At 65.4% G+C, this 26,191-nt stretch carries 17 protein-coding genes; 10 read left to right on the forward strand and 7 right to left on the reverse strand.

All coding sequences use genetic code 11. From position 1 onward, the window contains the following. Positions 1-171 precede the first annotated feature (171 nt). Together BDW41_RS18325 and BDW41_RS18330 are read left to right on the forward strand one after the other, a co-directional pair. Positions 172-1,932: an outer membrane protein assembly factor gene (locus tag BDW41_RS18325; RefSeq protein WP_074550552.1), complete on the forward strand. Its 1,761-nt coding sequence runs from the start codon at positions 172-174 to the stop codon at positions 1,930-1,932. A gap of 8 nt (positions 1,933-1,940) precedes the next feature. After that, positions 1,941-5,738 (forward strand): translocation/assembly module TamB domain-containing protein, encoded by a 3,798-nt coding sequence (locus BDW41_RS18330; RefSeq protein ID WP_074550699.1) that lies wholly within the window; start codon positions 1,941-1,943, stop codon positions 5,736-5,738. A 38-nt stretch (positions 5,739-5,776) separates the two neighbouring features. Here the strand turns inward: BDW41_RS18330 and BDW41_RS18335 are convergent, their stop codons facing one another. Then, positions 5,777-6,697, reverse strand: coding sequence for a 2OG-Fe(II) oxygenase (locus BDW41_RS18335; RefSeq protein WP_074550550.1), 921 nt, complete (start codon positions 6,695-6,697; stop codon positions 5,777-5,779). 174 nt (positions 6,698-6,871) lie between these two features. On the opposite strand from BDW41_RS18335, the gene BDW41_RS18340 reads away from it, so the two are divergent. Then, a complete protein-coding gene (locus tag BDW41_RS18340) occupies positions 6,872-8,950 on the forward strand; it encodes a M13 family metallopeptidase (protein WP_074550548.1) in 2,079 nt (692 codons plus the stop codon). 233 nt (positions 8,951-9,183) lie between these two features. Here the strand turns inward: BDW41_RS18340 and BDW41_RS18345 are convergent, their stop codons facing one another. The 6 genes from BDW41_RS18345 to BDW41_RS18370 form a co-directional block, all read right to left on the reverse strand. Then, a complete protein-coding gene (locus BDW41_RS18345) occupies positions 9,184-9,648 on the reverse strand; it encodes a GNAT family N-acetyltransferase (protein ID WP_074550697.1) in 465 nt (154 codons plus the stop codon). Positions 9,649-9,705: 57 nt separating this feature from the next. Further along, positions 9,706-11,070, reverse strand: coding sequence for a UDP-N-acetylmuramoyl-L-alanine--D-glutamate ligase (gene murD / locus BDW41_RS18350; protein ID WP_074550546.1), 1,365 nt, complete (start codon positions 11,068-11,070; stop codon positions 9,706-9,708). Between the two features lie 2 nt (positions 11,071-11,072). After that, positions 11,073-12,416 carry a UDP-N-acetyl-alpha-D-muramoyl-L-alanyl-L-glutamate epimerase gene (gene murL / locus BDW41_RS18355; RefSeq protein WP_074550544.1) on the reverse strand — a complete coding sequence of 448 codons (1,344 nt, stop codon included), beginning with the start codon at positions 12,414-12,416 and terminating at the stop codon, positions 11,073-11,075. Positions 12,417-12,419: 3 nt separating this feature from the next. Continuing rightward, positions 12,420-12,815 (reverse strand): endonuclease domain-containing protein, encoded by a 396-nt coding sequence (locus BDW41_RS18360; RefSeq protein ID WP_083337727.1) that lies wholly within the window; start codon positions 12,813-12,815, stop codon positions 12,420-12,422. A gap of 93 nt (positions 12,816-12,908) precedes the next feature. Continuing rightward, positions 12,909-15,527, reverse strand: coding sequence for a bifunctional aspartate kinase/diaminopimelate decarboxylase (locus tag BDW41_RS18365; RefSeq protein WP_255412982.1), 2,619 nt, complete (start codon positions 15,525-15,527; stop codon positions 12,909-12,911). Between the two features lie 299 nt (positions 15,528-15,826). Further along, a complete protein-coding gene (locus tag BDW41_RS18370) occupies positions 15,827-17,341 on the reverse strand; it encodes a fumarate hydratase (RefSeq protein WP_074550540.1) in 1,515 nt (504 codons plus the stop codon). A gap of 417 nt (positions 17,342-17,758) precedes the next feature. On the opposite strand from BDW41_RS18370, the gene BDW41_RS18375 reads away from it, so the two are divergent. The 7 genes from BDW41_RS18375 to BDW41_RS18405 all read left to right on the forward strand — a co-directional run bounded on the left by BDW41_RS18375 (position 17,759) and on the right by BDW41_RS18405 (position 26,184). After that, positions 17,759-19,684 (forward strand): S53 family peptidase, encoded by a 1,926-nt coding sequence (locus BDW41_RS18375; RefSeq protein WP_074550538.1) that lies wholly within the window; start codon positions 17,759-17,761, stop codon positions 19,682-19,684. A gap of 167 nt (positions 19,685-19,851) precedes the next feature. Then, on the forward strand, positions 19,852-20,142 hold the full coding sequence (locus tag BDW41_RS18380) for a hypothetical protein (RefSeq protein ID WP_074550536.1): 291 nt from the start codon (positions 19,852-19,854) through the stop codon (positions 20,140-20,142). A 51-nt stretch (positions 20,143-20,193) separates the two neighbouring features. Beyond that, the gene (locus BDW41_RS18385) at positions 20,194-20,691 is read left to right on the forward strand and encodes a spore coat U domain-containing protein (RefSeq protein ID WP_074550534.1); all 498 of its coding nucleotides are present in this window, start codon (positions 20,194-20,196) and stop codon (positions 20,689-20,691) included. An 83-nt stretch (positions 20,692-20,774) separates the two neighbouring features. Beyond that, the gene (locus BDW41_RS18390; RefSeq protein ID WP_074550532.1) at positions 20,775-21,488 is read left to right on the forward strand and encodes a fimbria/pilus periplasmic chaperone; all 714 of its coding nucleotides are present in this window, start codon (positions 20,775-20,777) and stop codon (positions 21,486-21,488) included. A gap of 173 nt (positions 21,489-21,661) precedes the next feature. Beyond that, entirely contained in the window at positions 21,662-24,055 is a 2,394-nt protein-coding gene (locus tag BDW41_RS18395; protein ID WP_074550530.1) for a fimbria/pilus outer membrane usher protein, read from the forward strand. Beyond that, positions 24,052-24,996 carry a spore coat U domain-containing protein gene (locus BDW41_RS18400; RefSeq protein WP_074550528.1) on the forward strand — a complete coding sequence of 315 codons (945 nt, stop codon included), beginning with the start codon at positions 24,052-24,054 and terminating at the stop codon, positions 24,994-24,996. Before BDW41_RS18395 ends, BDW41_RS18400 begins: the two co-directional genes overlap by 4 nt. A 225-nt stretch (positions 24,997-25,221) precedes the next feature. Beyond that, a complete protein-coding gene (locus tag BDW41_RS18405; protein ID WP_083337724.1) occupies positions 25,222-26,184 on the forward strand; it encodes a spore coat protein U domain-containing protein in 963 nt (320 codons plus the stop codon). The last annotated feature ends 7 nt before the right edge of the window (positions 26,185-26,191 follow it).

Consider the following 26,191-nt stretch of genomic DNA (forward strand, 5'->3'; position numbering starts at 1 on the left):
ATCTGCGGGCTTTGTGCTTTTGGCGCCCTGGCGCCGTTCCATCTCACGCAGAGTGCATCAGACCATCCTCAAGTGGGCGCCACATTCATGAGCCGGCCTCGACCCATGCGCTAAGCTTGGATGGCACGTGTCCACGGCGCGTGCACGCCGTTTTTTCCAGGATGGAACCGCATGCGCCGACTCCGACGCCTGATACTGCTGCCCTTGCTGCTGGCCCCGTGGCTGGCGCACGCGGGCGTGCAACTGGTGGTGGATGGCGTGGAGGATCCGCTCAAGCTTGCCGTCAGCTCCGGCGTGGACATCGCGCAGTACGCCAATCGCGACGTGACCGAGGCGCAGGTGCGTCGCCTGTACGAGCAGTCGCTGGACCAGGCGAAGACAGCCCTTGAGCCGTACGGCTACTACGAAGCGAAGGTGCAGGGCCAGCTCGATCCCGTGGGCGAGAACTGGCGCGTCACCCTGCACGTCACGCCGGGCGCGCCGGTGACGGTGAGCGCGGTGGACATCAAGCTCGACGCCACGGCCGCGAAGATCCCGGCGATCCGCCGCGCGCAGCGCGCCATCGAGAACCTCAAGGGGCAGACGCTCAACCACGGCGAGTACGACTCCGCGCGCGACGCGCTCAGCGGAGCGCTCACCGCCAACGGCTTCCTCGACGCCAAGCTCGTCACGCATCGCGTGGACGTGAATCGCGGCGAGCGCAGCGCGGTGATCCATCTCGCCTGGGAAGCCGGCCCGCGCTACAAGTTCGGCGAGGTGCATTTCGACGGCTCGCAGTTCAAGGACGGCTTCCTGGAACGCTACGTGCCGTTCAAGTCCGGCGACTACTTCGCGCAGGACAAGCTGCTGCAGCTCCAGCAGGCGTTGAATGGGGCAGATTACTTTTCCGTGGTGAACGTGCTGCCTGATGTCGATACCAAGAAGAGCGGCGTGGTCGACGTGAAGGTGCAGCTGTCGCCGGCCAAGCGCACCATCTACACCGGCGGCCCGTTCATCGGCACGGATACCGGCTTTGGCGTGCGCGCCTCGATGGAACGTCGCTGGGTGAACCGCAGCGGCCACAAGTGGAAGAACGAGATCATCCTCGCGCAGAAGCTCAAGACGCTCTCGACGCTGTACACCGTGCCCATGCCCGGCTCCAACCAGCGCAGCTTCAACTACGGCGCCACCTATCGCGATTCGAACACCGACACCTCCAAGTCCAAGACGCTGGAACTGGTGGCCAACGAAACGCGCCAATGGCACGGCTGGGTGCGCACCATCGGCGTGCATGCGCTGGACGGCACCTTCACCGTGGGCCAGAAGGCGGGCGAGTCCGACAACACGCCGGGCCTGGAACACGGCCGCAGCAACCTGTTCTATCCGGAGGCCACGCTGTCGCGCAAATCGGGAGACAACCCGATCTTCGTGCGCAACGGCTGGTCGCTGACCTTCACCGCGCGCAGCACCGTCGGCTCGCTGCTTTCCGATGCAAGCTTCAGCCAGGTCACGGCCGACGGCAAATGGATCAATTCCTTCTGGGGCAACAACCGCCTGATCCTGCGCGCCTCGGCCGGCGCCACCTGGACCAACAACTTCGACGACCTGCCGCCGCAATTGCGCTTCTTCGCCGGCGGCGACCGCTCGGTGCGCGGCTACAGCTACCAGAGCATCGGTCCCGAGAACGCCTACGGCCGCGTGATCGGCGGCAAGAACCTGCTGGTGGGCAGCACCGAGGTCGAGCACTACTTCACGCGCCAATGGGGCATGGCGGCCTTCGTCGATGCGGGCAACGCGTTCGATGGCACCGATTACCGCCCGAAGATCGGCGCCGGCCTGGGCGTTCGATGGCTGTCGCCGGTGGGTATGATCCGGGTAGACCTGGGCACGCCGGTGCACAACCCGGACAAGCACGGCGTCGAGCTGCACGTCGTGATCGGCCCGGATCTGTGAGCAGCGCCATGACCGATACGACCGCACCTTCCACTCACGCACCGCGTCCACGCCGCCGCTGGCTGCGCTGGACATTGCTGTCGCTGCTCGCGCTGCTGCTGGCGCTGCTCGCCTTCGTCGCGTGGCTGCTGGGTACGCCTTCGGGCCTGCGCTTTGCGCTGGCGCGCGCGGAAGGTTTCACGCAGGGCCAGCTCAGCGTGCAATCGGCGGATGGGCGACTGGTGGGCCCGCTCGATCTCACCGGCCTGCGCTACGCCGATGGCAAGGGGTTGGATGTCAAGGTGGCGAAGGCGCACCTGGACCTGCGCGTACCCGCCCTGCTGCGCAAGCGGCTGCACGTGCTCGATCTGAACGTCGATAGCGTGGACGTCACCCTGCCGCCGAGCGAACCGGAGCAACGCGAAAGCGAAAGCAGCTTCTCCTGGCAACCTCCGCTGGACATGGTGCTCGATCGCGCGCACGTGGGCACGGTGAAGATCACGCAGGCCGAGCAATCCGTCTTCGCTTCCGATTCACTGGACGTCGCCGGCAGCTGGACAGGCGCTCGCGGCATCGAGTTGCGGCAACTCGCGCTGCGTGCGCCGGACGGCCATGCCGACCTCACCGGCAACATCGTGGTCGGCAGCACGTACAAGGGCGAGAGCAAGGCCAGCTTCGCCTGGACGGCCAGCGGCACCGAGTACGCCGGCGAGCTCGCCGCGCGCGGCGACGGCAAGCAGGCGCACCTCGACCTGCAACTCACGCTGCCCATGCCTGCGCGCCTGCAGTTGGACATGGCCCAGGGCGGGGATTACGCATGGCAGGCCACGCTGGATGCGCCACGCTTCGATCCCAAGCCATTTCTCGGCGAGAGCTCGCTCACTGGCCTGTCAGTCGCCATCACCGGCAAGGGCGATCGCCGCAGCGGCGTCGTCACCGGGCAGCTGGGCCTCAACGACTACCAGGTACAACTGCAGCCGCTGAGCGCACGCTTCAGCGACGACCTCAACACGCTGACGCTGGAACAGCTCGGCATCGCGTCGCCGCAGTTCAAGGGCAGCGTCAACGCGCATGGTGTGGTACAGCTCGCCGCCAAGCCCTTGAGCGCCGACCTCACGCTGGACTGGAAGGACGTGGTGCTGCCGCAAGAGCTGGCCGGCCAGCTGCTGATGAGCCACGGCACGCTCACCGCCAAGGGCTCCGCCGAACAGTTCCACGCGCAGGGCACACTCGCGCTCGGCCCGGAAAGCAAGCTCGCCGACGTCATGCTCGATCTGGACGGCACGCAGAAGCTCATCGACCTGCACGCACTGACCATCAAGCAACCGCAGGGCGATCTGCAGGCCAAGGGCACGTTGACCCTGCAGCCGGCGCTGGGCTGGCAGCTCGAAGCCACCGCCAACAAGTTCGATCCCGGGCATCTGCTGGCGAAATGGAATGGCTCGCTGGACTTTGACCTCGCCTCGCAAGGCAGCTTGCCGAAGGATCATCCGGACGTCACGGTGGAAATCCGCAAGTTCGACGGCCATCTGCGCGATCGCACCGTGCATGGCGATGGCAAGCTGCACCTGCCGCCCGAGGGCGTGGTGGACGGCAAGCTGCATCTGGTCTCCGGCGGCAGCGACGCGACCATCGACGCGAAGCCCGGCAAGGCCAACGACGTCAGCATCAAGCTCGCCATCGCCTCGCTGGGCGACTGGCTGCCGGAAGCCGCGGGCAAGCTGCAAGGCACCATCCAGGTGCGCGGCCTGTATCCCAAGCTCGCCGTCGACGCCAATCTGCAAGGCAACGCGCTGAGCTATGCCGGCCAGCATGTGGACACGCTGCACCTGCTCGCGAACGTGCCCGACATCGCCCATCCCGGCGGCAAGCTGGATCTGCAGGCCGGTGGCGTGAATGCGGGCGGCCTCGCTTTCACGCAGGTCAATGTGCGCGGCGACGGCACGGCGGAACGGCACAATGTCATGCTTTCCGCGCACGGCTCACCGCTGTCCACCGAGCTGGCCTTGAGTGGCGGCCTCAAGGGCTCGGCATGGAACGGGGCGCTCTCCACGCTCAATATCGACTTCGCCGGACTGCCGCGCTGGCGGCTGCAGCAGTCCACGCAGGTCTCGTACAACGATGGCGCGCTCAACCTGTCCGAGCTGTGCCTGACGGCCGGCGAACCACTGCTGTGCGCCGCCGCGAAGCAGGACAAGGCCGGCAACCTCGATGCCAGCTATCGCCTGCACAGCCTGCCCATCGCCTTGATCATGAGCGCGGTGAGCACGAGCAAGCAGCCCATGCGCGTGGAAGGTTCGCTCGACGGCAGCGGCAGCGTCCGCCGCAATACCGCGGGTGCGCTCACGGGCAACGCCTCCATCACCTCAGCGCGCGGCTCCATCGCCTATGCCGATCGCGCCGACCAGCCGCTGGTCACCTACGACAACCTCGCGCTCACGGCCCAGCTCAACCCGTCCAGCCAACAGCTCGAACTGCATGCGGGCCTGACCAACAGCGGCCGCGTGGATGGCCAGGTGACCATCAGCGGTGCACAGCAATCGCTGGGCGGCCACGTCGGCATCCACGTGAGCAACCTGCGCCTGCTGGAAGTCTTCACCACCGAAGTGGTGAACCCCAAGGGCGCCATGAACGGCGACTTCAACCTGGCCGGCACCGTGTCGCAACCGGCCATCAGCGGCCAGGCCAACCTCACCGATTTCTCGGCGGAAATTCCCGCCATGGGGTTGAAGCTCAACCAGGGGCAGGTAAGCATCGGCACCACGGACGCGCAGCATTTCCGCATCGACGGCACGCTGCATTCCGGCGACGGCAGCATTACCCTGGCGGGCACGGCGGCGCTGGGCGCGGACGCGCAAAGCGTGTTGACAGTGAAGGGCAGCAACTTCCGCGCGGTCGACATCCCCGCCGCGAAGGTGGCGATTTCGCCAGATCTGGCGGTGACGCACAACGACAAGGGCCTGGACATCACCGGCAGCGTCGCGCTCGACAGCGCCGACGTGAACCTCGACAAGCTACCCGGCGCGGGCGCCACCAAGGCGTCCTCCGACGTGGTCGTGGTGGACGAACAACAGCCGCAGGAAGCCGCCAGCCAGATGCCGCTCGCCGCCACGGTCACGGTGAAGCTGGGCGACAAGACCCATCTGGTGGGCATGGGCCTGGACGGACGGCTGCACGGCCAACTGGTGGTCAGCGAGCGCCCCGGCCGCGCGACCACGGGCCAGGGGCAGATCGATGTCAGCGGCACCTACAAGGCCTATGGCCAGAACCTGCAGATCGACCGCGGCCAGCTGCTGTTCGCCAGCACGCCCATCGACAACCCCGGCCTGAACATTCGCGCCATCCGCAAGCTCAACCCCAACGCCACCATCGACGACGGCCAGCAGGTGGGCCTCAACATCGCCGGCACCGCGCAACGTCCGGTGCTCACCGTGTTCTCGCAGCCGCCGATGGAACAGTCGGACGCCCTCTCCTACCTCATCACCGGCAAGCCGCTGTCGCAGGTCAAGGGCGGCGAAGGCAACATGGTCGGCGCCGCCGCGCAGGCGCTGGGTTCGGCCACCGGCAACCTGCTCGCCAAGAGCATCGGCTCGCGCCTGGGCCTGGACGACGTCGGCGTCAGCAGCAGCGACGCGCTCAACGGCAGCTCCGCCTTCACCGTAGGCAAATACCTGTCGCCGCGCCTGTACATCAGCTATGGCGTGGGCCTGTTCGATCCCGGCCAGGTCATCACCCTGCGCTACCACTTCAACGCGCGCTGGAACTTCGAGGCGCAGAGCGCGACGGACTTCAACCGCGCGTCGCTCAATTACCGCATCGAGCGTTAGGCCGGCGTAGCAGTCGACCCGCCAGGGCAGACCGCCTGTCAGCGCCGATAGCGCACGTACAGGCGCTTGAGCAGGTACAGCATGTGGCCAGCGATGCCCTTGTCCTGGGCCTGCAGCAACCGCGAATTTTCTTCGTACAAGCTCCGCAGCTGCGCATCGCGCTGGGCAATCAGCTGCCGCAGTTGCGCCACGTCAACCTCTGACAACGTGTATCCCGGCTGCACGCGCTCCGGCAGCTGGCCGTTGACGTAGTGCGTGGTGTGGCGGCCTGCCGTTTCCTGCTCAGGCCGTTCGGCACTGTAGAAATACAACGCCACCGATTTACGGCTGAGATGACGCTTGTCCTCGGGCTGGTCGATCGGATCGAATCCATGCCAGCTCTTTTCGTTGGTTTCGAAGATCACGCAACGGTTGAACAGCGGCGGCACCCGCACCTGCGGCGACGCATCGGCGTAGGGGTCCCGATACAGATCGAACATGCCGCCCCATGCCGGATCCCACTCATGGTTGAGGTAGACGATCAGGTTCAACCGCCGGTGCCAGCGCTCGCTGGGGTGGTAGTTGAAATCGATGTGCGCCTGCAGGCCTTGCCCGTGGCGGTTCTCATGCGTGCCGCCACCCAGATAGAACGGATCGTAGATAAGCTGCTCGATGCCAGTGATGCGCCCGACGAAGTCGAGGAATTCCCGGGTCTTGATCACATCGTCCAGCTGCCGGTAGACCTCGCCCAGGCCTCGCACGCGATCCACCGTCGACTTGCCGCCCGGCCGGCCATCGTCGCCGATGAAGTTGCCGCTTTCGAAGGACGGAAACGATGCCAGCAGCGCATCCGCCACTTCCGGAACCAGGAAGTCGTCAATGATGACGTGCCGAAAGGGCTGGGCGGACGCGAAACGGGTTTGCCAGTCGTGCTCGCGGGCAAGCACGTCGCTGTTGACGAGAGAGCGGAGACCTTGCACTTTTTTCCTTCCCTGGCTGCGCGCGTATTCAAATTCCAGTCCGCAAGCCTACCGCATCCACCGCAAGTTTCAGCACACCGGACGCCGACGTCGCACCCATAGGCCATAGGTCATACCCGCGACAGGTGGCGGTGAGACTATCGTTACTGCTTTCCCCTACCTGGAGACCCGCCCATGCGGAAACTTCGTTGGATCCTTACGGCGGCGGCGATGACCACCACCTGCACGCTGGCGGCCGCGGCGACCCAGCCCGCGCCGGCCCACACCTCGGCACGCAGCCCCAGCGGCATCGACCTGGCTGGCATCGACCACTGCGTGTTGCCGGGCAACGACTTCGACAACTACGCCAACGGCAACTGGAAGAAAACCGCCGAGATCCCGGCCGACCGCTCCAGCACCGGCATCTTCCTGGAAGTGTTCCAGAAGGCCGAGAAGCGCAATGCCGACCTGATCCAGGCGGCAGGCAAGAGCAAGCCGGCGGCAGGCACCAACGAACGCAAGATCGCCGACTACTACGCGGCGTTCATGGACGAGGCCACCATCGAGAAGCGCGGCCTGGAACCGCTGCAGCCCGAGCTGAAGGCGATCGACGGCATCAGCAGCAAGGCCGACCTGGCCCGCGTGCTGGGCGAGGGCCTACGCGCCGATGTGGACCCGGTGAACGCCACCAACTTCCACACCGAGCACCTGTTCGGCCTGTTCGTATCGCACGGCCTGCAGGATGCCTCGCGCAACATCCCTTATCTGCTGCAGGGCGGCCTGGGCATGCCCACGCGCGACTACTACCTGTCCAGCGACAAGGCCATGGTGGACACGCGCGGCAAGTACCAGGCGTATATCGCCGCCTTGCTGAAGCAGGCCGGCGTGGCCGATGCGGATGCAAAGGCCAAGGGCGTGCTCGATCTGGAAACCAAGATCGCCAAGGCGCAGGTCGACATCGTCGACAGCCAGGACATCCACAAGGCGAACAACCCGTGGGCGCTGGATGCGTTTGCCAAGAACGCGCCTGGCCTGGACTGGAACACCTACTTCAAGGCCGCCAGCCTGGACCAGCAGAAAGTCGTCGACGTGTGGCAGGTGCCGGCCATCAAGGCGCTCTCCGCACTGACCGCCAGCGAGCCGCTGCAAGCATGGAAGGACTACCTCACCTTCCACGCGCTCAACGAAAGCGCATCGCTGCTGCCCAAGGCCTATGCCGATCTCAACTTCGGCTTCTATGGCCAGACGCTCTCCGGCACGCCCAAGCAGCGCGACCGCTGGAAGCGCGCCGTGGCCAGCACCAATGTCGCCCTGGGCGACGCGGTCGGCCAGATCTACGTGAAGGAATACTTCCCCGCCTCGTCCAAGCAGCAGGTCGAGCAGATGGTGAAGAACATCCTCGCCGCGTTCGATGAGCGCGTGGACCACCTCGACTGGATGACTCCCGCCACGCGCCAGAAGGCCAAGGCCAAGATCGCCAGCATCCGCGTCAGCGTGGGCTATCCGGAAACCTGGCGCGATTACGCCAAGCTCGACATCCGTGCCGACGACGCGCTGGGCAACCAGCAGCGCGCCGAGAAGTACGAATACGAACACCAGCTCGCCAAGCTCGGCCAGCCGGTGGATCGCGGCGAATGGTGGATGACGCCTCAGACCGTCAACGCGGTGAACCTGCCGCTGCAGAACGCGCTGAACTTCCCCGCCGCCATTCTCGAAGCGCCGTTCTTCGATCCGAAGGCGGATCCTGCCGCCAACTACGGCTCGATCGGCGCGGTGATCGGCCACGAGATCAGCCACAGCTTCGACAACCTCGGCGCCGAGTTCGACGCGCAGGGCAACCTGGCCAACTGGTGGACGCCGGAGGACCAGGCGCATTTCAAGGCGGCGGGCCAGAAACTGGTCGAGCAGTACAACGCCTATGAGGCGCTGCCGGGCCTGCACGTGAACGGCCAGCAGACGCTGGGCGAGAACATCGCCGACGTGTCGGGCCTGACCATCGCCTACATCGCGTATCACAAGTCGCTCGGCGGCAAGCCGGCACCGGTGATCGATGGCCTGACCGGCGACCAGCGCTTCTTCCTCGCCTTCGGCCAGAGCTGGCGCGAGAAGATCCGCGATGCGGCCATGCGCCAGCGCGTGATCGGCAACGAGCACGCACCGGGCCGCTTCCGCGCGCAGACCGTGCGCAACCTCGATGGCTGGTACGACGCGTTCCAGCCCAAGGCAGGGGAAACGCTGTATCTGGCGCCGGCGGATCGCGTGAAGATCTGGTAACGGATTGCCGATGCGTTGAAACGAAAAGCCACGCCTTGAGGGGCGTGGCTTTTCATGCGACCGGCCATGGCATCTATTTGGGCAAGCCCAGCACCGTCATCCCTGCGAAAGCAGGGATCCAGTGCCTTTAATACGTAGGGCTAGAACGAAAGACGCTGGATCCCTGCTTTCGCAGGGATGACGGTGAGGAAGGCCACAGCGCGCGGAGAATGTAAGCACGCAATCAAGACGCTCTAACCGCTCTGGATCACCCGCGTCATGAACACACTGAACGGGTCATCCACGTAGTCTCCGAACGGTCCGCAATACGTGAAACCGAAGCGCGCATACAGCTGCCGGGCCGGCTCGAATGCGGCGGGCGCGCCGGTTTCCAGGCTCAGGCGCTGATAGCCGCGGCGTGCGGCCTCGTCGAGCAGGTGCTGCAGCATCCGCGCAGCCACGCCTTTGCGGCGATGCCGGTTCGACGTGCGCATGGACTTGATCTCGCCGTGCGTGGCGTCGAGTTGACGGATCGCGCCGCACCCCAGCAGTTCGCCGTTCTCCCACACGGTCCAGAAGGTGATCTCGGGCTGGCGCAGGCGTTCCAGGTCGAGTGCGTGGATGCTCTCCGGCGGCGACCATTGCGCCATGTCGTCGAGATGCTCCTGCAGCAGTGCAGCGACCGCGTCGCTGCGAAGGTCATCGACACGAATATCCATGAGCTTGCCGCCTCCGATCATCCGCTAGAGTTAAACCCGCCCCACGACGGGCGCGCGTCAGGCGATGCCAAGACCTTCGATGCCGACGATGTCGTGCGCATCGAAACCGGCCATCTCCGCAAAGCGTTGGCCGCGATCGGCATAGTCGTGGAACTGGTCGAAACTCGGCGCGCCCGGCGACAACAGGATGGTGCCGCCCGGCGGCGTCAGCGCGCGCGCGCGCGCCACGGCGGTGGCCAGGTCCGTCGTTTCTTCCACCGTCACGCCCGCCTCGCGCAGCGCGCGCGCGATGCGTGGGCCGTTGGAGCCCTGCGCCACGATGGCATGCGGCGCATGCGCCTTCATGGCAGCGACGAAGTCATGCCAGTCCAGGCCGCGATCATGGCCACCGACGATGACCGTGACCGCCTGCCCCACCAGGCTGCCCAGCGCGGCCAGCGTCGCCTGCGGCGTGGTGCTGATGGAGTCGTTGATCCAATGGAAACCGTCGTGCTCGCCCAATGGCTGCAGGCGATGCGGTAGCGGGCGGAACGTGGCGAGTGCCGGAGCGGCCTTCACCGCGTCGAAGCCCATGGCCTCCAGTGCCGCGAGTGCCGCGCAGGCGTTGAGCGCATTGTGCTCGCCCGGTGCGCGCAATGCGCTGGCGTCGAAGACCGGTCGCGTACCACGGCCGATGAAACCGCCGGCCACATGCCAGCCATCCTCGCTGCCGAACACGATGCGATGGGGATGGCCGGCCGTGCGTTCCAGCAAGGATGCCTGCGTGGCGTTGACCAGCAACTGCGTCGACACGCTCGCCAGCTTCAGCTTGTCCTCGATGTAGCGTTCGCGCGAACCGTGCCAGTCGAGGTGTTCTTCGTAGAGGCTGGTGATGACGCCAAGCTCCACCGGCCCCGCCTCGCCCGTCTGGAAGCTCGACAGCTCGATCGCCCATAGTTCGGCGGATTGGCCCAGCAGTTCCAGCAAGGGCATGCCGATATTGCCGGCCAGCGCCGTGCGCACGCCCAGGCTGCGCGCCAGGTGCGCGAGCAAGGCGGTGGTCGTGCTCTTGCCCTTGGTGCCGGTCACGGCGACCACGCGCGCGTGCGGGTTCTCGGCAAACCACAACGCCGTGCCCGATGTGACGTGAATGCCCGACTCGCGCGCCGCGAGCAGGGCGGGCTTGTAGGCGGAGATGCCGGGCGATTTCACCACCACGTCGAACGGTGCGAAAGCGACGGCATCGGGCTCCTCGCCGCGCACCGTCAGCGTCGCGTCGAAGGTCCTGGCTGCGTCCGCTTCTCCCACACTGCAGAACAGCGTGAGCGGCAATGCAGGCAGGCGCGAGCGGATGGCCGCAATGGCCGCCTTGCCTTCGCGCCCGAAACCCCAGATCGCCACCCGCTTGCCGGCGAAGTCGGCGATGCGCAGTGGCGAGTTCATGCTCACGCGAAGAACGCCAGCGCCGGCAGCAGACGCTTGGGAATGCGCTGTTCCTCGGACGGCTGCAGCCACGGCTCCAGCGCCAGCTCGTTCGCGTCGAGCTGCGGCAGGATCTCGCGGATAAAGCGCGCGACCAGCGTGTCTTCCTGCCATTCCGAGCGCTGGCTCAGCGCGTACATCGCGGCGCGCGCTTCCGCACCCTCGCCCACGCATTCGAACGGCTTGTGGTCCTGGTATTCCAGCAGCGCGTCGAAGCCCGGCGCGAGGTTTTCGTCATCGAGCAGGTTGCGCCCGAAGATGGACAACAAGCGCGGCTTGGCCAGGAACGGCGCCAGCGCCAGGAACACGAAATGGCACTTGGGGCACTGCCCGCACCAGCGATCCGCCGGCTTGGGACCGAGGATCTTGAAGTTGCGGTTGCAGCTGGAAAACACGTCGAAGTACGGCGTGAGCTTGGAGAACGCGCGCGTCACCGCCAGTTCGGAGAATGGACGCAGCAGCGAGCAGTAGTCCAGGTCCGCCGCGACGTGCTGGTGCAGCCAGTCGCTGAGCAACTGCTCGAAGGCGTAGCCCTTGCTCCATTGGTGGTTCACCTGCTGGCCTTCGTACTCCAGCGTGGCCGCTGAGGCAGAACGCTCGTTGGCGAAGGCCACGCTGTCGAAGCCGTAGAGAATCGCCGCCACGGCGAGGATGGCGGAGTTCACCGCCGTCACTGGGATATGGCCGTTCCACGCGCCAAGACGATTGAGCTCGAACAGCCCTGGCGCAAGTTCGCGCTGGATGTTGAGCATGGGCAGGCCGGTGCGCTCCGCGCACGCGGCGATCAGCGGCGAATTGCCGACCCACACGGCCGTGGCGTCGCCGCCGATGGACTTGATGGCTTCCACCGCCACCAGTGAATCCTTGCCGCCGCCGATGGGCACGAGGGTACGGTGCGGCAGGCCAAGCGCCTTCGCTTCCTGCAGCGTGGCGCCACCCCGAGGGAAGTTGATGCGACCACGCAGGTCCAACCCGTTGCGATAGGCGAACTCGGCCAGGCCGTGCAGGTACAGCGCATCCAGCAGGTCGGCGGTGCTGTCGTCCAGCGGGCCACCCGCCACCTCGATGCGTGGCGGCACGCCGGCCTTGTAGTAGCTCACGCCGGCGATCAGGTGCAGCAGTTTCAGCGCCTGGTCGAAGGCCGCCTGGTGACCGGCCGGCAGCGCCGGCGCGTTCGGAAAGCGCACGCGCTCGATCAGCTCCTCGCCATGATCGAAGGCGTACACCAGCTCCGCCACGCCATCGGCATAGCTGCAGCGCACGAAGCGGAATACCTGGGTCAGGCGGGGGTTGATGTTGGTGGTCACGCCTCAGTCTCCATTGCCTGCTCCCTCTCCCCTCCATGGAGAGGGTCGGGGTGAGGGGTCGGGGCTGGCCAAAGCCTCCAGAATCGCCTCTAGCACGCTGTCAGTGTTCTTCAGTACGTCATTGTTCCAGAAACGCAGGAGCTTGTAGCCGGTGGCTTGCAGCTCCAACGTCCGGTGTTCGTCATAGATCACCTGGTCGCCATGCTGGCCGCCGTCCAACTCCACGATCAGGCCAGCATCAGGACAGACAAAATCGACGATGTAATGGCCAATTTGATGTTGGCGGCGGAACTTCCAGCCCTGTAGCCGACGATCACGCAGGCGGTGCCAGAGCAACTGTTCTGCATCCGTTTGACCGGCCCGCAGGCTGCGGGCGCGATCTACATGCATGCGCTTCATCCAGAGCGCTCCTTCTGATACGTCATCGCGAGCACCCGCCCCTCACCCCGGCCCTCTCCCCGGAGGGGAGAGGGAGAAGTGAGGGACTGAGGTTTACTCCAGGATGATCTCTTCCGCCTCATCCCTGAGGTTGTACGGCGAGGACATCACCTTGCCGTAGGCGCCCGCCTGGGCCACCAGCATCACGTCGCCCTCCTGCGGCTCCGGCAGGCGGCGGTCGGTGCCGAGCACGTCGCCGCTTTCGCAGATCGGGCCCACCACCTGGAACAGCGCCGTGGCGGGCTCGTCCAGCCGCGTGAGGTTCACAATCTCGTGCCAGGCCTCGTACAGCGCGGGGCGGATCAGGCTGTTCATGCCCGTGTCCACGCCGAGGTAGCGGATCTGGCCGTTGCCCTTGCCCTTGGTCTGCGTGACCTTGGTGACGAGCACGCCCGCGTCGGCCACCAGATAGCGGCCCGGCTCCATCCACAGCTTGTAGTGCGGATAGGCTGCCTTGACCTCGCGCAGCACCTTGTCGAGCGCGGCGATGTCCAGCCGCGCCTCGCCCGGGTGCGAGGGCACGCCGAGTCCGCCGCCGATGTCCAGGAAGGTGACGCTGCCGATGCGCTCGGCCAGGCTGGCCAACTGGCCGTAGACCTCGCCCCAATGCGCGTCATCGAGAATGCCCGAGCCCAGATGCGCGTGCAGGCCACGCACGGTGACGCCATGCGTGTCGGCCAGGCGCAGGAAGGCATCCAGCTGTTCCACCGGCAGGCCGAACTTGCTGCCGCTGCCGCCGGTGCGCACTTTTTCGTGATGGCCGAGGCCGCGACCGAGGTCGAGGCGCAGCACCACTTCCTTGCCGCGGAACAGCTCACCCCAATTTTCCAGCTGGTAGAGCGAATCCAGCGACAGCGTGACGCGCGTGGTAAGCGCCCATGCGTAGTCCTCGCGTGGTGCGAAGTTGGGCGTGAACAGCAGTGGCGCGGAATCCGGTACCACCGCCATCACCGCCTTCAGTTCGCCCGGCGACACGCACTCGAAACCGAAGCCCTCTTCCGCCAGCGCCTTGAGGATGGCCGGATGCGTGTTGGCCTTCACCGCGTAGTGCAAGCGATCCACCGCCGCCAGCGTTTTCAGCTCGCGCGCCTGCTGGCGCACCGTGGGCAGGTGGTAGACGTAGCGCGGCGTGGCGCCCGCACCGATCTTGAGCAGATCCGCGCGACGCTCCTCGCGCCACCACGACGCGGCCGGCGGCAGTACCTCGCCGGTGCCGTACAGCGCCTGCCAGCTGGGACCGAACAGCGCGCTGTCGTCGGTGCGCAGCGCACCCGCCGTGATCAGCAGCTCGTGCAGATGAGGCAGCAGTTCGTCCACCACGTTCTCATCCACTACGAAGGTGAGGTTGAGGTTGTTGGACGACTGCGAAATCATGTGCACGCGCAGCTGGCCGAACTCCGCCAGCACGGTGGACAGCGTGTGCAGCATGGAGCGCATGCCGCGACCCACCAGGGTGATCGCCGCGCACGGCGCGATCACCTTCACGCGGCACACCTTGGCCAGGTCGCTGGCCAGCGCGGCGAGCGCGTCGGAGTCGAGCAGGTTTTCGGTGGGGTCCAGCGACACGGTCACGTTGGTCTCGGCCGAGCCGATCATGTCCACCGACAGGCCGTGCTGCTTGAACTGCGCGAACACGTCGGCGAGGAAGCCGACCTGCTGCCACATGCCCACCGATTCCATCGACACCAGGGTGATGCCCTTGCGCGCGCTGATGGCCTTGACGCTGGGCGCATGCTCGCGCACTTCCGGGCCGATCAGCGTGCCTTCCAGCTCAGGCCGGTTGGTGTCCTTGATCAGCAGGGGAACGCGCGGCTCGCGCAGCGGCGAGAGGCAGCGCGGATGCAGCACCTTGGCGCCGGTGGAGGCTATTTCCTGGGCTTCCTCGTAATCCAGTCGCTGCAGCAGGCGGGCACTGGGCACCTGGCGCGGGTTGGCGGTGAACATGCCCGCCACGTCGGTCCAGATTTCCACGCGCTGCGCCTTGAGCAACGCACCGAAGTACGAGGCGGAGGTATCCGAACCGCCGCGGCCGAGCAGCACCGTGCGGCCCTGCGATTCGCGCGCGATAAAGCCCTGGGTGATGAACACCTCGCCCAGCGCGGCGAGGCGCGCGTTCAGTGCCGGATCCGGCTTGGCCTCGACCATCGCCGAGAGCAGCTTGGTGCGCTCGTTCTGGTTGGGCAGCGCGATCGCCGAAAGGCAATCGCGCGCGTCCACCCACTGCGTGCTCAGGCCGCTGTGGGAAAGAAACGCCGCGCCCAGCGCGCTGGACATCAGCTCGCCGTGCGCCTGCACCAGCGCCGACCACGCCAGCTCGCCCAACTGCGACGGGCCTTCGTCGGCCAGCTTCGCCAGCTCGGAGAGCCGCGCGCCGAGGGTGTCCGGAACCGCCAGCTGCATGTGATCGAGCAGGTCGTAATGACGCTGGGCGATCGCCTTGGCAGCCTCGATGCGTTTGCCCTTGTCTTCCTGCGCGCACAGTTGTTTGAGTGCGTCGGTGATGCCGGTGAGCGCGGACACGACCACCAGCACGCGGGCGCCTTCGGCGCGGCGGCTGGCAACGAGCTCACGGATGTTCTGCCAGCGCGGCAGGGTAGCGACACTGGTGCCGCCAAACTTCATCACGATCCAGGATGCGTCGACAGGAAGCGACGCGGGGCTTTGCGGGTTCACGGGTACCTACGTGGGTGGTTGGGGAAAACAATCCCGGCAGTGTTGCGCCGCAGCAGGCGGAATGCAACCGCTGCGCGGGGATAAGCGTTTGGATGGCTAAATGCGGGGGCGTATGGGCTTGCCGCAGAGACTCCCTCTCTCCGCTGGGGAGAGGGAGCAACCTAGCCCCGCCGCTTATACCCCCTCACCGTCATTCCCGCCTTCGCGGGAATGACGGTGAGGGATGGCAGGCTTGTCGCGAGCACCCGCCCCTCACCCTACCCTCTCCCCAACGGGGAGAGGGAAAAAGCGTGTGGTGCTTACGCAACCACCACGGGAATCTTGCCAATGCGCGCCTGCCATTCCTTCGGACCTGTCTGGTGCACCGACGTACCCGCGGAATCCACGGCCACCGTCACCGGCATGTCCTTCACTTCGAACTCGTAGATGGCTTCCATGCCCAGGTCGGCGAAACCGACGACGCGCGAGGCCTTGATCGCCTTGGATACCAGGTAGGCGGCGCCGCCCACGGCCATCAGGTACACCGACTGGTGCTTCTTGATCGCCTCGATGGCGGCCGGGCCGCGCTCGGCCTTGCCGACCATGCCCAGCAGGCCGGTCTGCGCCAGCACCTGTTCGGTAAACTTGTCCATGCGGGTGGCCGTGGTGGGGCCGGCGGGGCCCACCACTTCGTCGCGCACGGGGTCGACCGGGCCCACGTAATAGATGAAGCGGTTCTTGAAATCGACCGGCAGCGGCTCGCCCTTGTTGAGCATGTCCACCATGCGCTTGTGCGCGGCGTCGCGGCCGGTGAGCAACTTGCCGTTGAGCAGCAGCACTTCGCCCGGCTTCCAGCTCGCCACTTCTTCGCGGGTGACGGTGTCGAGGTTCACGCGGCGGCCCTTGCTGGCGTCGTAGGTGAGCTTGGGCCAGTGTTCCAGCGACGGCGGATCGAGCGCGACCGGGCCCGAACCATCCAGCGTGAAATGCGCATGGCGCGTGGCGGCGCAGTTGGGAATCATCGCCACCGGCAGGTTGGCCGCGTGGGTCGGGTAATCCTTGACCTTCACGTCGAGCACGGTGGTCAGGCCGCCCAGGCCCTGCGCGCCGATGCCCAGCGCGTTGACCTTCTCGTACAGCTCGATGCGCAGCTCTTCGGCGCGGTTCTGCGGGCCGCGGGCGATCAGTTCCTGGATGTCGATGTGCTCCATCAACGATTCCTTGGCCAGCAGCATCGCCTTCTCGGCGGTGCCGCCGATGCCGATGCCCAGCATGCCCGGCGGGCACCAGCCGGCGCCCATGGTCGGCACGGTCTTGAGCACCCAGTCCACGATGGAGTCGGACGGGTTGAGCATGGCGAACTTGGACTTGGCCTCCGAACCGCCGCCCTTGGCGGCCACGATCACCTCGACGGTGTCGCCCGGCACGATGGACATGTTGATGACCGCCGGCGTGTTGTCCTTGGTGTTGCTGCGCTTGCCGGCCGGGTCGGCCAGCACGCTGGCGCGCAGCTTGTTGTCCGGGTCGTTGTAGGCGCGGCGCACGCCCTCGTTGACCATGTCTTCCAGCGACATCGTGGCGTCCCAGCGCACGTTCATGCCGACCTTGAGGAAGACGGTGACGATGCCGGTGTCCTGGCACAGCGGGCGATGGCCTTCGGCGGCCATGCGCGAGTTGATCAGGATCTGCGCCATCGCGTCCTTCGCGGCCGGCGACTCCTCGCGCTCATAGGCGGCGGCAAGGTTGGTGATGTAGTCGACGGGGTGGTAGTAGCTGATGTACTGCAGGGCGTCGGCGACGGACTGAATCAGATCGTCTTGCTTGATGGTGGTCATGGCGATGGCTTCGACTCCGGGGGCTACGGGCGTCGAAAACGGGGCTGTTGACGACGCATAACCCTTTTATTGTGCCGCAAATGGGCCTCGGGCCCGGAAATCGCCGCCAAGTCCTTATTTATGCGTCGGAAAAACGGCGCGGCGCCTGGCCCGTAGGCCAGAGGTTGTAGGCGCAATATATTGCGCATGCAAGGCAAGCGATGGCGCCATTTTCGCAATTTCTTTCGCAAAACAGCCACTTCCGGGATTTGACCGCCGGAGTTAGCTTTGACGGACCAGCGCGGGTTGTTGATCCAGGGGGCGGGCTGGCGTTTGGGGAGTGCGCACATCCGTCTGTGGCCATGCCGAAAAGCGTGCCGACGCGCAGGGGCGTCGTCATCAGCGCGGCCAGGGCCATATCTACCCTGGAGAAACCACATGCTCTCGACGTTGCATCGCAAGTCGCTCGCAGTCTCACTCGGCCTCCTGCTCTTCGGCGGCGCCACATCGGCGGCCATGGCGGCAGGCAGTTCGTCACCGGCAGACCTTGGACCCAGCAACACGAACGAGACCGTCAACGTCACGCTCGTGCTGGGGCTTCGCAATCAGGAAGCGTTGGAGAACTTCGTCTACAGCACGGTCACCCAGGGCAATCCCTCGTATCACCGCTTCCTGACGACGGCGCAGTTCGCCGACCGCTTCGGCGCATCGGCCAGCGACATCGCCAACGTGCAGGCCTTCATCAAGCAGCAGGGCCTCAAGCAGGTGGAACTGTTGCCCAATCACCTCGCGATCAAGGTCAGCGGCACGATCGGGCAGTTCAACAAGGCCTTCCAGACGTCCATTCATGATTACCGAGATGCTGACGGCAGCACGTTCCATCGGCCGAGTGCGACGCCGACGCTGCCCTCCTCCCTGTCGGGCACGCTGATCGTCGCCTCCGGCCTGAGCACGCAGGCGCGCTATCGCTCGCGCCGCGTGTCGGCCTTCCAGCCGAGCACGCCGGCTTCGGCTTCCACCATGAGCCCCATGGCGAAAACCGCCGCGGCGGCCGCACCCGCGACCACGCCCTGCACCGGCAACCCGACGGCAACTTGCACGCCGGGCTCGTTCACCGTGGGCGACGTGGCCAATCGCTACAACGTCAACCCGCTCTACAAGGCGGGCGTGAACGGCAAGGGTTCCACCATCGGCATCGCGACACTCGCCAACTTCGTGCCCGCCGATGCGTACACGTACTGGAGCACGATCGGTCTGGCGGTCAAACCCAACCGCATCACTCAGGTGCACGTGGACGGCGGCGGCGTGCTCAGCGGCCCTGCCGGCTCCGGCGAAACTTCGCTTGACGTCGAGCAGTCAGGCGGTCTGGCGCCGTGGGCGGACATCATCGTGTACGACGCGCCGAACACCGACGCCGGCTTCTTCGATGTGTTCAACCAGGCGGTGTCCGACAACAAGGTCGACAGCCTCTCGGTAAGCTGGGGTTCGCCGGAAATCTTCTACTTCCCGCAGTTGAATGGCGGCGTGGACTTCACCGACGAGCTGCGCGCCTTCCACCAGGTGTTCCTGGAAGCGGCCGCGCAGGGCATCTCGATGTTCGCCACGGCCGGCGACTCCGGCGCCTACGACACCGTGCGCGGATTGGGCGGCCTGCTGACCGACCCGGTACCGCCGCCGCTGACCGCGGATGCGCCAGGTTCCGATCCGCTCATCACCACCGCCGGCGGCACCACCGTGCCGTTTACCTACAGCTTCAGCGGCGGTCCCAAGGCCACGCTGGACAAGGAGCGCATCTGGGGCTGGGATTACATCGCCAGCTACTTCCAGAGCAATTTCGGCGTGGACCTCACGCCCGAGGTGTTCGCCACCGGAGGCGGCGGCGGGGTGAGCGTGTTCTGGCCACTGCCACGCTATCAGGCATTCACCTCCGGCATTCGCAAGAGCGAGAAGAAGCAGACGCTGTCCCTGCCGGCCTATGGCATCAACTACACGCTGCCGGCGAACTACAAGGGCCGCAACGTGCCGGACATCTCGCTCAATGCCGACCCGGAAACCGGCTACAGCTTCGTATCGTCCACCGATGGCAGCGGCCTGTTGACCTTCGAAGGCGGCACCAGCTTCGTGGCGCCGCAGCTCAACGGCATCAGCGCGCTGCTGAAGCAGGCCACGTATGGACGCATCGGTCTGTGGAATCCACAGATCTACGCCTTCCAGAATGTCTTCAGCTACGGGCCGTACTCGCCCTTCAACGACATCAGGGCCGGCGACAACTGGTTCTACCAGGGCGTGCCGGGATATGAACCCGGCGCGGGCATCGGCACGCTCAACGTGACCAACCTCGCGTTGTTCCTCTCGGTGTTCTAACGTAGTTCTACGCAACCACGATTCGCCACGCGCGAATGACTCAAAAATCCCGGCGAAAGCCGGGATTTTTTTCACGGGTCGTGCACCGCACAGCGCCTATGTTCCGCGCACAAAAATCGTCGACATACCAGCTACTTAAGTAGCCATCGGCCGACGTGTGGGGACACATGAAACGACGCACGCACGCCTGGTGGATCACCTGCTTCGCGCAGCTGTTGTGCATGGCGACGTGCACTGCTTCGGTGCGAACCACCACGCTGCAGTTGTCGGCGACCGTCGTCGACGAATGCAGCACGTCCCTTCCAACGCATATCGACGCGAACATCCACGAGCGCGCGCGTCCGGACGTCCATTGCAGCGCCCACACGCCGCACGCGATCGACATCGAAAGCGAGCACGGCGAGCCTGCCACCCAGGCGAGGCAACCCGACACCGCCATAGCAACGGTCACCTTCTAGCCGCACGCGGACAACGCGTGCCATCGCCACGTGGATCAAGGAGTCATCGCCATGCCCAGTCCGCGACACCTCACCACTCTTGCTGCCGCATCACTTGCCCTGGCCATGCCGCACAGCGGCTGGTGCGCCACCAAGACGGCGACATTCACCGTGCAGGCCACGGTGATCAGCGACTGCTCGATCATCAGCGCGCCCAATATCAATTTCGGCAACGTCGGCGTGATGGCCGCCAACCTCGACATCACCAGCACGTTGACGGTCAGCTGCACGCCGGGAACCACCTATACCTTGTCGCTGGATGGCGGTTCCGCGTCAGGTTCGACCGTGGCCAACCGCCTGATGGCCCAGGGCGCCAATACCCTGCAATACCAGCTCTACAGCGATAGCGGACGTACGCAGGTGTGGGGCATGACGCCGGGTACCGACACCACGGGAGGCACCGGCACCGGCAGCAACAGCGTCTACACGATCTATGCGCGCATGCCGCCGCAATCCACGCCACCCGTGGGCGTCTACACCAGCACCGTCACGGCGACCATCAGCTACTGATGCCGCGGCGCGCCATTGCGACCGCACGAACCTGATCGCAAACCTTCGACATCCACCTTCAGGGACAGCCCATGAAAGCCTCCATGCTTCCCCTTGCCGTCGCCATCGCCGCGATTTGCGTAGCCGGTCACGTCATCGCCGCGGATACGGTCAGCCTTCACGTCAAGCCCACCACCGTCACCCTGGCGCCCGGCCAGAACGCCGCGGTGATCACCATCACCAACGAGGGCGGCACGCCAGTCAATGCGCAGATCCGCGTGCTGGGCTGGGACCAGTCGCAGGACAAGGACCAGCTGAGCGAAACCAACAAGCTCGTCGCGAGCCCACCAGCCATCAACTTCGCGGCAGGACAAAGCCAGTCCATCCGCATCGTGCGCACGGACAAGTCGCCCGCCACGCATGAAGAGGCCTATCGCGTGCTGGTGGACGAAATCCCCGACAAGACCAGTGCGCCGCAGGTGGGCGTGCAACTGCGCATGCGCTATTCGCTGCCCGTGTTCGTGCAACCGAAGTCCGAATCGGCGCAGGGCAAGGTCGACATCAATGCACAGGTTCAAGGAAGCAACCTCGTGTTGACCGCGCAGAACAACGGCGCGGCCCACGCGCAGGCCGCCGATGTGATGCTCGATTACGGCGGCCAGGCGTCGACGCCTGTCGTCAAGGGCCTGCTGGGTTATGTGCTGCCGGGCAAGCGTATGCAATGGACGCTGCCCATTCCATCGAATGCCGCCGCACAGGGCAAGGCCACGCGCGTCACGGCCAGCCTCAACGGGCAGCCCGTGGAAGTGGCGCTGTAACGTCCGCCGTCCGGCTACGCAGGAGGCTGTATCGCCAACACGGAGCCCCAACGGGCTCCGCAGGTGCCGCGTAAAGGGATCGACCATCTATGGGATTTGTGTCGCGGACCGCATTTCGTCGCTGGGGAGCGCTATGCGGGCTATGCGGCCTCAGCCCGGTGAGCTGGGCGGCCATGGCGCAATCGGCACCAGACACGTCGCCCGCACCGGAACCCGCCAACGGCTCGTACTACCTCGCGGCATCCATCAATGGTCTCGACAAGCAGCTGATCGTCCGGCTGGATCGCATCGACGGTGCCTTCTACATCGGCGCCGACGAACTGCGTGAGCTTGGCGTGCTGACGGCGGGGCTTTCCTTCGACGACAACCAGCGCATCGCCCTGAGCGCCATCCCCGACCTTCGGTACACCTATCACGCCGATAGCCAGCGCATCGACTTCTCGCTTCCCGCTGATCGATTGCAGGCGGAGATGATCGGCTATCGAAACCCGCCGCCGCCCACGCCCACATCGGGCACCGGCCTCGAACTCAATTACGCCGCCAACCTGCAAGGCACGCGCGTGAGCTACACGCAGCGCAATCAGGCACAACGCCTGCTCGCGCCCGCCCTTGGCGCGGGTTATTACGGCAGCGCGCCGCCTCTGAGCGAAAGCGAAGCCGCGGCCGCCTATGACGCGCTCAACCGCACGCTGGACGTCGGCACGCAACTGACGTTCTTCTCGCCGCTCGGCCAGGTAAGCAATGCCGGATACACGACCGTGGAGAGCGGGCAGGTTCGCTATCTTCGCCAGGACACCTACTGGAGCTATGCATCGACCGACTCCCTGCTGACCTACACGGCTGGCGACCAGGTATCTTCCTCGCTGTCGTGGTCGCGCTCGGTGCGCCTTGGCGGCTTCAGCGTCGCGCACAATTTTTCCGTGCGCCCCGACCTGGTCACGTTCCCGGTGCCTGCCCTCGGGGGCAGTGCCGTCGTGCCGACCACGGTGGATCTGTACATCAACGGGCTACGGCAATTCTCCGGCGAAGCCAACGGCGGGCCGTTCCTGGTCAGCACGCCGCCTGCGCTCACCGGTGCCGGCCAGGCCTCGCTGGTCTATCGCGACGAACTGGGTCGCGAACTGCGTATCAATGAATCCCTGTACGTGGATTCGCGCCTGCTCGCGCGGGGCCTGTCGGAATGGTCGTTCGAGGCCGGATATCCGCGCCTCCATTATGGCGCGCGTTCGTTCGACTACGCGTCTCGCCCGGCGGCCAACGGCACCTGGCGATACGGCGCCAATGACCAGTTCACGCTGGAGGGTCATCTGGAACTCTCCAGCGGCCTGCACAATGTTGGCGCGGGCGGCCTGTTCTCGCTGGGCCGCTTTGGCGTGCTGAATGGCTCCGTCACCTTCAATCGCGGCAATACGTCGGGTGAGCAGGCCAGCGCGGGATATCAGTACGTCTCTCCTCGCTTCAGCATCGACCTGCAAGGCATCCGTACCTACGGAGACTACCGCGACCTCGGCAGCATGAGCGGCGTCAATGTGCCCCGGCGACAACTGCATGCCTCCGTGAGTGTGGCCATCACGCCCCGGCAGAACCTGTCGCTGACCTATGCGCGCCAGGACGCCTCGATTCTGGGCGGCTCACGCATCCTTTCCCTGGGCTACAACGCCACGGTGGGATCCCGCGTGAACGTCTTCGCCAATGCCTTCCGCGATCGCGACCAGCCGCACTCGGGAGGAATCTATGCGGGGCTTATCATCAACCTCGACCACCGCATCAGTGCGTCCGTCAGCGCCAGCCACTATGGCAGCGCCAGCACCCTGTCGACGTCCGCCAACCAGCCGATCGACTACGACAAGGGCGGCTTCGGATGGAACGTGCTGGGCGAAGGCGGCAACGGCGGCTATCGCCATGCGCTGGGCCGGCTGGACTACCAGAGCGACATCGGCAACCTGTCGGCCCAGGTCGAGCACTCGTCGTTCGCCAATTCCAGCTTCACCACGAGCTCGCTCTACGCGACCGGCTCGCTGGTATGGATGGACGGCGCCGTGCTGGCCTCGCGCCCGATCAGCGATGCGTTCGCCGTGGTCAGCACGGACGGCGTACCGGGCGTGCCGGTGCTGCGGGAGAACCGCGTGGTGGGCACGACCAACAGCGGCGGGCATCTGCTCATTCCCGACCTGCTTTCCTACAACAACAATCACATCTCCATCGACACCCTGGATTTGCCCGCCGACGCCGAGGTCAAAACCGATCAGCTCGAAGTGGCTCCCCGCACCCGTTCGGGGGTATTGGCGCGCTTTCCTATCAGCCGCTACCAAGGCGCTGTCGTGGTGCTTACGGACGAACAAGGTCAAGCGCTGCCCGTGGGCACGCTGGTCGACGTGAAGGACGAAACGGCACCACTGCCCGTAGGTTACGACGGCAAAGTGTTCATTCCGCACTTGCAACCGGGCGGCAACGAGATATCGGCCCGCGTCGGAGACGTCATGTGCAGCGCGCAGATCGCTTTCAGGCCCAGCGATGCCATGCACACCATCGGTCCATTCCCCTGCAGAAGGAACGCGACGCCATGAACAACGCGTGGCTTAACGGCTTGTTGTTGCTCATCCTGTTGGCATGGGGTTCGCCAAAGGCGTACGCACAGACATGTACGGCGACGTTTTCCAACGTCAACTTTGGTGCGATCAGCGTCGTCTCCCCCAATGCGAACGACGTTAACGCCAGCGCCGTGGTGAACTGCTCGGGTTTTGCAACAGCCTATGCGTATGTGTGCCTCAGCATCGCCCAGGAGGCTTTGCCAGGGCCCACGTCCACCAAGCTGGTGAATACGATGTACGTGGATTCCGCGCGCACCCAGGTCTGGGGAAGCGTGTGGGGCGGCCCCACGCAGACGTGGCTCACCGCCACCATTCCGCTGTCGGGCGGAAAAGGTAGCGCCACCATTCCCTACTACCCTCGCGTTCCGGGCAATCAGGCCAATGCTCCCGCGGGTAGCTATTCCTATACGTACAGCGGAGGTTGGACGGGTGTCCAAGGGTTTGGCTTCAATTCGGGCACGCCCGCGCCCTGCACATCCTCGACGCAGCAGTACGGCGTATTCACTCTCACTGTCAGTGCCGTCGTGACCACCGACTGCCTGATTTCGGTGACCAATATCGACTTTGGACAAGTGGGCCTCATCAACAACCCTGTCAACAGCACTGGCACCATCAACACAACGTGCACCGTGAATGCACCGTACAGCATCTCGCTGAGCGCAGGCCAAGGAGCGGGCGCCACTGTCAGCGCACGCAAAATGACACGCAGCGGCGGCAGCGATGTCCTGGCGTATGCCCTTTATACCAATGCAGCTCGCAACAGTCTCTGGGGCGATGGGACCAATGGCACGAGCACGCTGTCCTCCACGGGCACGGGCGCGACGCAGAGCAACACCATCTATGCCAGCGTGCTCGCGCCAGCCTCCGTTCCACCCGGAACCTACGTGGACACGGTGATTGCCACGATCACTTATTGAGCTCCGTTCACGGGCCCACCAGGGTGCCACTGACAAACCGCTTGGCCAAAGCGATAGTCATCTGGTGGGCTATGACGGAAAGGTGTTCCTTCCGCGCCTGCAGTTGGCCGGCAACCAGATATCAGCCCTCGTGGGAGACACCATGTGCAGCGCGGACATTCCATTCGGCAGCCATGACGTGATGCACACCATCGGCCCATTCACCTGCAAAAGGAATACCGCGCCATGATTCGTCCATGGTGGATTGCCGTTCTGGTGTTATCGCTTTGCATGATGGCGCCCGCTGCATGGGCACAGAGCTGCAGCGGAAGCATGGCCAACATGAACTTCGGATCATTCAGCTCGATATCGCCAGCCGGTGCAACCGCGACCGGCAACGTCAATATCAACTGCTCGGGCTTTGCCACGCCTTACGCCCGGGTCTGCGTCAGCATGGGGTTGCCCGCGAATTCCGGCACATGGTCCGCCCGCACACTACCCGGCCCTTCGGGGGCCACGCTGTCCTGGACGATCTATCAGGATGCCGATTTCACCAAGCCGTGGACCAGCGTCTACGACCAGAACGGTATATACGCCAACTACGTCGATATCCCGCTTTCCTCGGGCACCGGCGCGGCAGTCCTGCCCTATTACGCCAAGGTGCCCGGAAATCAGGGCGTGCCCGCAGGAGGCTACGCAGTCACCTTCGGCACCAACGACGCCATGCTGTCGTACGCGGGGTTCAGCTCCAATCCACCGGCATGTACGACGGCTCTCTCTTCCGCCGGCCGTTTCACTTTCACTGTCAACGCCACGGTGATCTCCGACTGCCTCATCTCCGCCACCAACATCGACTTCGGGCAAGTCGGCCTTATTACCATCCCGGCCAACAGCACCGGTACGATCACCACGACCTGCAACAAGACAACGGCGTACAGCGTCTCGTTGGACGCCGGCGCAGGTGCCGGCAGCAGCGTGAGCTCGCGCAAGCTCACGCGCAATGGCGGCAATGAGACCCTTGCTTACGCGCTTTACACCGACGCCGCGCGCACCCGCCCCTGGGGAGACGGCAGTAGCGGCACCACCACTGTCTCGGGCACCGGCAACGGCGCGGCGCAAACGAGCACCATCTACGCCAGCCTGCTCGCCCCCGCCGCCGTGCCGGCGGGCGTTTACGTGGATACCGTGATCGCGACGGTGACGTACTGAACCGTGC

It is taken from the genome of Dyella sp. AtDHG13, from assembly GCF_003201105.1.
GTDB lineage: Bacteria > Pseudomonadota > Gammaproteobacteria > Xanthomonadales > Rhodanobacteraceae > Dyella > Dyella jiangningensis_B.